The sequence below is a fragment of the Oceanimonas sp. GK1 genome (assembly GCF_000243075.1).
Classification (GTDB): Bacteria; Pseudomonadota; Gammaproteobacteria; order Enterobacterales; family Aeromonadaceae; genus Oceanimonas.
On the sequence record NC_016745.1, the window covers coordinates 1,055,553 to 1,062,500 of the forward strand.

General features: G+C 61.8%; 5 protein-coding genes. 4 read left to right on the forward strand and 1 reads right to left on the reverse strand.

Translation table 11 applies throughout. From position 1 onward, the window contains the following. The first annotated feature begins 13 nt into the window (after positions 1 to 13). Positions 14 to 1,597: a glutamate--cysteine ligase gene (gene gshA, locus GU3_RS05035; protein ID WP_014291466.1), complete on the forward strand. Its 1,584-nt coding sequence runs from the start codon at positions 14 to 16 to the stop codon at positions 1,595 to 1,597. 122 nt (positions 1,598 to 1,719) lie between these two features. Here the strand turns inward: gshA and GU3_RS05040 are convergent, their stop codons facing one another. Next, entirely contained in the window at positions 1,720 to 2,466 is a 747-nt protein-coding gene (locus GU3_RS05040) for an outer membrane protein assembly factor BamD (RefSeq protein ID WP_014291467.1), read from the reverse strand. A gap of 102 nt (positions 2,467 to 2,568) precedes the next feature. Here GU3_RS05040 and rluD point away from each other — a divergent pair, with 102 nt between their 5' ends. The 3 genes from rluD (at position 2,569) to clpB (ending at position 6,944) form a co-directional block, all read left to right on the forward strand. Continuing rightward, on the forward strand, positions 2,569 to 3,549 hold the full coding sequence (gene rluD / locus GU3_RS05045) for a 23S rRNA pseudouridine(1911/1915/1917) synthase RluD (protein WP_014291468.1): 981 nt from the start codon (positions 2,569 to 2,571) through the stop codon (positions 3,547 to 3,549). Continuing rightward, the gene (gene yfiH / locus GU3_RS05050; protein ID WP_014291469.1) at positions 3,540 to 4,265 is read left to right on the forward strand and encodes a purine nucleoside phosphorylase YfiH; all 726 of its coding nucleotides are present in this window, start codon (positions 3,540 to 3,542) and stop codon (positions 4,263 to 4,265) included. Before rluD ends, yfiH begins: the two co-directional genes overlap by 10 nt. Before the next feature lie 105 nt (positions 4,266 to 4,370). Next, the gene (gene clpB, locus GU3_RS05055; protein WP_014291470.1) at positions 4,371 to 6,944 is read left to right on the forward strand and encodes an ATP-dependent chaperone ClpB; all 2,574 of its coding nucleotides are present in this window, start codon (positions 4,371 to 4,373) and stop codon (positions 6,942 to 6,944) included. The last annotated feature ends 4 nt before the right edge of the window (positions 6,945 to 6,948 follow it).

The window sequence follows — 6,948 nt, forward strand, 5'->3', positions numbered from 1 at the left end:
AGAGTGAACGACAATGACCAACACCCCTTCTAATCTGGCCCAGCGTCTTGAGGCCTTTCGGGCGGTATCCAGACTGCCGGCCATCAAGGGCATTCGCCGCGGCATTGAGCGCGAGAGCCTGCGCATCACGCCGGACGGCAAGCTGGCGCAAACCCCGCACCCCCGGGTGTTGGGCTCGGCCCTGAGCCATGCCCATATCACCACCGACTTCTCCGAATCCCTGATGGAATTCATCACGCCGGTGTCTGATTCGGTGGAGACCCTGCTGGCTCAGCTCAGCGATATTCACCGCTACACGGTGCGTCATCTGGGCGATGAACAACTCTGGCCCCTGAGCATGCCCTGCCTGCTGCAGGGAAATGAGCCTATTCCCCTGGCACAATACGGCAGCTCCAACGTGGGCCGCATGAAAACCCTGTATCGCCAGGGCCTGCACCACCGATACGGCAGCCGAATGCAGGTGATTTCGGGCGTGCATTTCAATTTTTCCATGCCCGACAGTTTCTGGGTGGAGTGGCACGAGCTGGAAGGCAACGGCCGCTATCTGCAGGATTTTGTGTCCGACGCCTACCTGGGCCTGATCCGCAACTTTTACCGTTATGGCTGGCTGATCCCCTATCTGTTCGGCGCCTCGCCCGCCCTGTGTGGCTCCTTTTTGCAGGGGCGTGAGCACCAGCTGCCCTTTGAGCGGCTGGGCAAGGGCACCCTGTACCTGCCCTATGCCACCTCGCTGCGACTGTCGGATCTGGGCTACACCAACAGCGCCCAGGCCGGGCTCAATATTTCCCTCAACAGCCTGGATGAGTACGTGGCCAGCCTGCGCCGGGCCATTGGCACCCACGCCCCCGAGTTTGCCCGCATCGGTGTCAAGGTGGATGGCGAATACCGTCAGCTCAACGACAATGTGCTGCAAATCGAAAACGAGCTGTATGCACCCATTCGTCCCAAGCGTACCGCCGAAAGCGGTGAAAAGCCCACCGATGCGCTGGAAGCCCGGGGGGTGGAATACATTGAAGTGCGCTCGGTGGACGTGAACCCCTTCTCGCCGGTGGGCATCGATGCCGGACAGATCCGGTTTCTCGACAGCTTTCTGCTGTGGTGCCTGCTCACGCCGTCCGCGCCGCTGGGTGAGGACGAAATTGCCCTGAACCGCCGTAACTTCACCAAGGTGGTGCTGGAAGGGCGCAAGCCCGGCCTGATGCTGGAAGTGTTCGAGGGCGATTCCCTGCCACTGGCAGAACTCGGCGAGCAGTACTTTGCCGAGCTGGCCGAGGTGGCCAGCCTGCTTGATGCCTGTTGTGGCCGGGGCTGCTATCGCCAGGCCCATGAGCACCAACTGGCGGCCATGCGCGATCCTGCGCTGACCTTGTCGGCCAGGGTGCTGAATGAACTGAAACAGCGCAACAGCGACATTCTTCCCCTGGGACTGGAGCTTTCCCACCGTTACAGCGAGCACTTCAACCAGGTACGCCCCCGTTACTGGGACGACAACTACTTCGACGAAGAAGGCGCACGCTCCCAGGCCCGCCAGCGCAAGCTGGAGGAGGCCGATACCGTCAGCTTTGACGACTTTCTCACTGCCTACTTCGGCCAGTGACGGGCAGGGACAAGACCTGCTAGACACAACTGTGTCGACATGGGACATGACCTGCGTTATCTCCAGTCCCTGGAAAGCAAAAAACCCGCGTTTGCGGGTTTTTTGTGGGCATAACAGCAAGATCAGCCGGCGGGATAGTTGGCCTTGAGCACGGCTTCGGCGTGGTTTGCCATGCTGGTGAGGCCGAGTTCATCGTAGGCCTGCTGCATAATGCGCAGGGCGGGCTTGAGCTGCTCGGTGTCGGGGTAGGACTCCACCACGAATTTGGCGCGGTTGGCGGCGGCCAGCCAGGCCTGGCGCTTGGCGTAATATTCGGCCACCGCCAGATCATGGCGGGCCAGGCGGTTTTTCAGGCTGACCATGCGGGCCCGGGCGTCGGCGGCATAGACGCTGTCGGGGTGCTGGCGCAGCAACTGGCGAAAGTCGGCAAAGGCCTGGCGGGCATAGCCGGGATCCCGGTCGGCCCGGTCCACGTTGAACAGGTTCTGGAAGAAGTTGTAGTCCGCCGACATATTGGTCAGGCCGCGCATGTAGCGGGCGTAGTCAATGGCGGGGTGGTTGGGGTTCAGACGAATAAAGCGATCGATGTTGGCCAGTGCCCGGACGGTATCGTCCTGCTTGTAGTAGGCATAAATCAGGTCAAGCTGCACCTGGTTGGAGTAGGCGCCAAACGGATAGCGGGCGTCCATGGCTTCCAGCAGCTCGGCGGCGCGAATGTAGTTTCCGGCCTGCAGTCGTGCCTGGGCATCCTGATACAGCACCTCCGGCGCTTCATCCGGAACTTCGTTCTTGTTGGTGCTGGAGCAGCCGGTGGCGGCCAGCGCCAGGGTCAGTGTCAGGGTGAGCCAGAGGCTTCGTTGTTTCGCCATTGAAAAGTCCATTGTGATTGCAAAATTCGGAAACTGATTAAGCTCAGCGTCAAGAACCGCTAGAATAACCAATTAAATATCATTTGGTAACCAGTGGTCTTCATGAGCCAGCATATCGAACTGAACGGCGTGGTCGCCGATCATCAATACGGTCAACGTCTGGACCAGGCGTTGGCGGAAATGTTCCCCGATTACTCCCGTTCCCGCATCAAAACCTGGATCCAGCAGGAGCAGGTGCGGCTGGACGGTACCGTGGTAAGCAAGCCCCGGGAAAAAGTGCTGCCCGGTCAGCAAGTGGTGGTGAACGCCGAGCTGGAAGACGAAGTCAGGTTCGAGCCCCAGGCCATTGACCTGAATATCGTGTACGAAGACGACGACATTCTGGTGATCAACAAGCCCGCCGGCCTGGTGGTACATCCGGGCGCCGGTACCCCCGACGGCACCCTGCTCAACGCCCTGCTGCATCACTGCCCGGCCATCGCCGAGGTGCCCCGGGCCGGTATTGTGCACCGGCTGGACAAAGACACCACCGGCCTGATGGTGGTAGCCAAAACGGTGCCGGCCCAGACCCATCTGGTCAGCGCCCTGCAGGCTCGCCACATTACCCGTGAATATGAGGCGGTGGCCATTGGCCACATGACCGCCGGCGGTACCGTGGATGCCAACATCGGCCGCCACCCGACCCAGCGTATTCAGATGGCGGTGACCCCCACCGGCAAGCCGGCGGTGACCCATTATCGGGTGATGGAAAAATTCCGCGCCCACACCCGGTTGCGGTTGCGGCTGGAAACCGGTCGTACCCATCAAATTCGTGTGCACATGGCCCACCTCAAGCACCCGCTGGTGGGCGATCCGGTGTACGGTGGCCGGCTCAAGCCCCCCCGTGCCGCCGATCCCGAGCTACTGGAGTTTCTGCGTGGCTTCAAGCGCCAGGCCCTGCATGCGGTTATGTTGCGGCTGGAGCACCCGATCACCGGCGAGATGATGGAATGGCATGCGCCCATTCCCGACGACATGTTACAGCTGGTGGAGGTGCTGCGTGCCGATACCCTGGCCCATCCGGACGATCTGGTATGGATCTGATCCTGCCCGACTGGCCGGCCCCGGCCAATGTGTGTGCCGCTCAGAGCACCCGTACCGGCGGGGTCAGCCGGGCGCCCTGGCACAGCCTGAACCTGGGCAGCCATGTGGGGGATGATGCGGCTTCGGTGCGCACCAACCGGGAGCGGCTGGCGGCCTGCCTGAATTTACCTTCCGAGCCGGTCTGGCTGGAGCAGGTGCATGGTATTCGTGTGCTGACCTTGCCGGCGGAAAACGACAACCTCACCGCCGACGCCGTGGTCAGCCGCACGCCGGGGCGAGTGTGTGCGGTCATGACCGCCGACTGCCTGCCGGTGCTGTTCTGCGATCAGGCCGGCACCGTGGTGGCGGCGGCCCACGCCGGCTGGCGCGGGTTGGCGGCTGGCGTGCTGGAAGCCACCCTGCAGGAGATGCAGGTGGATCCCGATACCGTGCTGGCCTGGCTGGGGCCGGCCATCGGCCCCCGTGCCTTTGAGGTGGGTGGAGAGGTGCGCGAGGCCTTTATGGCCCATTCCGAGCTCGCCGAAGAAGCCTTTGCTCCCCGGGGCGACAAGTGGCTGGCCGACATTTACCATCTGGCCCGGTTGCGGCTGGCGGCGGCGGGCGTGCACCATATCTATGGTGGCGAGCATTGCACGGTGTCTGAGTCCGAGCGGTTTTTTTCCTACCGGCGCGACGGCCAGACCGGCCGCATGGCCTCACTGGTTTGGCTGGATTAGCAAAAACCGATAAACCCCGGTTGAAAATCGGCCATAAGGCCCCATTCTTAGTATCAGTATTTACGCTTGCATGCCCGCTTGGCGGGCGTTTCAAGGAGAGCACTGATGCGTCTTGATCGTCTTACCAGTAAATTCCAGCTCGCCCTGCAGGATGCCCAGTCGATGGCGTTGGGGCGGGATCACGCCTATATCGAGCCGGCCCACCTGCTGGTGGCCATGCTTAACCAGGAAGGCGGCACCATACGCCCGCTGCTGACCACTGCCCGCGTCGATGGCAATGCCCTGCGGGTGGAACTCGACAAATCCCTCGATCGCCTGCCCAGGGTCAGCGGCGGCGACATGGATGTACAGGTGTCGCCGGTGCTGGGGCGGCTGCTCAACCAGTGCGACAAGCTGGCCCAGCAGCGCAAGGATGCCTATATCTCTTCCGAGTTGTTTCTGCTGGCCTCCCTCGATGACAAGGGCGAGCTGGGCGAGCTGCTCAAGCGGGTAGGGCTCTCCAAAGACAAGCTGACCAAGGCCATCGACGACATTCGTGGCGGCCAGAAGGTGGACGATCCCAATGCGGAAGAAAACCGCCAGGCCCTGGAAAAATATACCATCGATCTCACCGAGCGGGCCGAGCAGGGCAAACTGGATCCGGTGATCGGCCGGGACGATGAAATTCGCCGTACCATTCAGGTGCTGCAGCGGCGCACCAAGAACAACCCTGTGCTCATTGGCGAGCCCGGCGTGGGTAAAACCGCCATCGCCGAGGGGCTGGCGCAACGCATTATCAACGGCGAAGTGCCGGAAGGACTGAAGAACAAGCGGGTGCTGTCCCTCGACATGGGCGCCCTGGTGGCCGGTGCCAAGTATCGCGGCGAATTCGAGGAGCGGCTCAAGGCGCTGCTCAACGAGCTGGCCAAGGAAGAGGGCCGAGTGATCCTCTTTATCGACGAGCTGCACACCATGGTGGGAGCCGGCAAGGGCGAAGGCGCCATGGATGCGGGCAACATGCTCAAGCCGGCTCTGGCCCGGGGCGAGCTGCACTGCGTGGGTGCCACCACCCTGGATGAATACCGTCAGTATGTGGAAAAGGATGCGGCGCTGGAGCGGCGGTTCCAGAAGGTGCTGGTCGACCAGCCGACGGTGGAAGACACCATCGCCATTCTGCGTGGCCTGAAAGAGCGCTATGAGCTGCACCACCATGTGCAGATCACCGATCCGGCCATCGTCGCGGCGGCGACCCTGTCCCACCGCTACATTGCCGATCGCCAGTTGCCGGACAAGGCCATCGATCTGATTGACGAGGCGGCCTCCAGCATTCGCCTGCAGATCGACTCCAAGCCCGAGCCCCTGGACCGGCTGGATCGGCGGATCATTCAGCTCAAGCTGGAAGAGCAGGCGCTGCTCAAGGAAGACGACGAAGGCAGCCGCAAGCGATTGCAACTGATCCGTGACGAGCTGGCGGAGAAGGAAAAGGAATACGCCGAGCTGGAAGAGGTGTGGAAGTCGGAAAAAGCGGCACTCGCCGGCACCCAGCATATCAAGGCGGAGCTGGAGCAGGTGCGGCAGGAGCTGGAAGTGGCCCGCCGGGCCAGTGACCTGGCGCGCATGTCCGAGCTGCAGTATGGCCGTATTCCGGAGCTGGAAAAACAGTTGGATCTGGCCGCTCAGGCCGAGATGCAGGAGCAGCACTTGCTGAAAAACCGGGTCACCGACGAGGAGATCGCCGATGTGTTGTCCCGCTGGACCGGTATTCCCGTGGCCAAGATGCTGGAAGGGGAAAAGGAAAAGCTGCTGCGCATGGAAGACAGTCTGCACGAGCAGGTGATTGGCCAGAACGAGGCGGTGGACGCGGTGGCCAACGCCATTCGCCGCAGCCGGGCCGGGCTGTCGGATCCCAACCGGCCGGTGGGCTCTTTCCTGTTTATGGGCCCGACCGGGGTGGGTAAAACCGAGCTGTGCAAGGCACTGGCCGACTTTCTGTTCGACAGCCGCGACGCCATGGTGCGCATCGACATGTCGGAATTTATGGAGAAGCACTCGGTGTCCCGGCTGGTGGGCGCGCCTCCTGGCTACGTGGGTTACGAAGAGGGCGGCTACCTCACCGAGGCGGTGCGGCGCAAGCCCTACTCGGTGATCCTGCTTGATGAGGTAGAAAAGGCCCATCCAGACGTGTTCAACATTCTGTTGCAGGTGCTGGACGACGGTCGCCTCACCGATGGTCAGGGGCGCACCGTGGACTTTCGCAATACCGTGGTGATCATGACCTCCAACATCGGCTCGGATCTGATCCAGGAGCACAGTGCTTCCAAGGATTACGATCAGATGAAGGCCATGCTGATGGAAGTGCTGGGGCATCAATTCCGACCCGAGTTCATTAACCGGATTGATGAAATCGTGGTGTTCCATCCGCTGGCGCAGGATCAAATCAAGGCCATTGCCCGCATTCAGCTGCAGGGGCTGGTGGAGCGGCTTGAGAGCATGGATTACCAGGTCTCGATCAGCGATGCCTTGCTGGAAAAACTGGCCACGGCCGGCTTCGATCCGCTGTTTGGTGCCCGTCCGCTCAAGCGGGCCATTCAGCAGAAGGTGGAAGACCCGCTGGCCCAGGCCATGCTGTCCGGACGGGTGGTACCCGGCAAGCTGCTGAAGCTGGATGCCGATGACAATGGTCTGGTACTGAACCAGTAATTCT

Coding starts and splice junctions, on each gene's coding strand:
- yfiH (WP_014291469.1), top strand. CDS start 3,540: ATGGATCTGATCCTGCCCGACTGGCCGGCCCCGGCCAATGTGTGTGCC.
- clpB (WP_014291470.1), top strand. CDS start 4,371: ATGCGTCTTGATCGTCTTACCAGTAAATTCCAGCTCGCCCTGCAGGAT.
- gshA (WP_014291466.1), top strand. CDS start 14: ATGACCAACACCCCTTCTAATCTGGCCCAGCGTCTTGAGGCCTTTCGG.
- rluD (WP_014291468.1), top strand. CDS start 2,569: ATGAGCCAGCATATCGAACTGAACGGCGTGGTCGCCGATCATCAATAC.
- GU3_RS05040 (WP_014291467.1), bottom strand. CDS start 2,466: ATGGCGAAACAACGAAGCCTCTGGCTCACCCTGACACTGACCCTGGCG.